The organism is Mariniluteicoccus endophyticus (assembly GCF_054780035.1).
The window spans coordinates 1-1967 of record NZ_BAAGXC010000036.1 but is presented as its reverse complement, the minus strand read 5'-3'; the positions used below and the strand labels follow the sequence as shown (position 1 = coordinate 1967).

The following is a 1967-nucleotide window of genomic DNA, read 5'->3' as shown; positions in this document are numbered from 1 at the left end:
CAATGCACCCATCAAATCGAAACCGACGACTCACACACCGTCCGGACCGAATGACGGGGGCGGCCCAGAACCAAGGAAGCGACCTCGAACACGGCTGTCCGACGAGGAAGTGACGCTATGCGAACAGCCCGTGCCGCTGGCGTCAGTGTGCTTGCCCTGGCAAGACGATTCGGGCTTCACCGCGGCACCGTGTGGGCGAAGACTCGGATAGCTCGGAGTGTCTAGCTCTCAGGGTGCTTGGCGAGGAGCCACCTCGCTGTCCCGAGTTGGCGAGCGTATCGGAGTGACTGCCGGCTCGGTGCGCGGCGACCTGCTCCATCAAACTCCCGGATGGGACCCACATGGGCGGGCGAGGGGATTCTGGTTGGTGCAGCCACGACCTCATGGCAGCACGGCTGGATTCGTGCCTGTTGCCGCGCACATGCGCTCGAAGTGCTCGCTGTCGACCGCTCGCAGGAATTCCATACAACGCCGTATCTGTCCATAGACAGCTCGGGCGTCGAGCACATCGACACTCTCACTGCCCTCACCATGGGAGAACCGGTTACAGAAGTCGTAGACGTCCCGGTACGGTTCTCCATCTTGGGCCTGGACCAGCACCTCTAGCGCCTGGAGGAAGTCAGTCCTATGCGGAGCCTTGTAGCTAGCGAAGACCTCCAGCACTCGGCGAGCAGCGTTTGGCAGTAGGAAGAGACGCTCATGGTCTTCGGAGTCGGCGATCCCAGCCATGACCATCGAGAAGAGGTAGGCGTATTCCGAAGTGTTGTTTAGCAGCAACCGCGGTAATTTACCCATCCTCGAACGGCGCTCGCCATCGACAACAGCAGCGTGCATCTCCAGAAACGCCACCCGAGGGAAGCGGGCTTCGTCAACGTTGCCGGCGTTGATCTCCTTCATCGACTTGCCCCAAGCGTTTTTGTGTGACTTGAGGAACAGCCGTAGGAGGCTGAAGTCGTGCGTCAGAACGACGTACTGCCCGAAGTCCTTGAGTGTGTCCACAAGCCACTGGTGGGTTGCGAACAGCGCCTCTCGGTCGAGTGAGCTGGAAGGATCGTCAATGACCACGATCCGCTGTAGAGGGTCACCGCCTGGGACCTGTTCGTCCTCGAGCTTTCGCAAGAAGTACAGCAGCGACAGGGTCGTTCGCTCGCCGTCGCTGAGGTCGGTTCCAGGCTTGTCGCCTCGTCGGCACGCGTACGATTTCCCGTCCTCAGTGACCGCCACACTAAGGTAGTCCTTGCCGTAGACGCGAGCCAGATCGCGGGTCAGCGTATCCGCCATGTCCTTGGTCGTGAACTGTGCCCGACGAACCTCGTCCAGCCGATGCTCAGCCAGCTCGGCAGCCTTGGTACAAGCAATGCTCTTGTCTCCGAGCTCCTTGGCCTTCTCCTCTAGGCCGCGGAATGCCTCACTCTGCGATCCGACCAGGTGATCTAGAACGGTCTGCTTCCGCTCGGTCGTCACCTCGCTATGACGGCGCACTTGATCGTTGTGCTCGGCGACCACTTGCCCAAGCACCGTGATGGACGGTGCGCTGACCAGCACCGACCAGTCCGGTGCTTCGGGAGTCGCGCTCGGGTCATCGATCTTTCCACCGAGAGCCACCTCTACCGCCTCCAGTGTCGCGACCCGCTCATCTACCTCTGCCTTCACCTTGTCTAGCGCCTGGCCGTAAGCAGACTGGAGGTCGCCTACCAGGCTGCCGGTGACCGGCAGATTCGAGTACCAGGCTGAAAGCATCTGCTTCTCGCTAGTGACAGCACCGAGCAGGTCCTTGGCCTTGCCCCGGATCTGGAGCCAGCTCTCATCGAAGTGACGCGCCAGTTGGGTCCGCCGCTCACCCGTTACCGACCCAGCACAGAAGAGGCAGTGACCGAGTTCCTCATGCAGTTCGAGTCCTCGTGGGCCGCCCCCGTCATTCGGTCCGGACGGTGTGTGAGTCGTCGGTTTCGATTTGATGGGTGCAT

1 protein-coding gene is annotated in these 1967 nt (G+C 61.2%); it reads right to left on the bottom strand.

The genetic code is table 11. The features are described 5' to 3' along the window. Positions 1–381 precede the first annotated feature (381 nt). Positions 382–1967 (bottom strand): AAA family ATPase (locus ACYVGD_RS15545; protein ID WP_460744694.1); only part of this gene is annotated, 1586 nt, incomplete at its 5' end.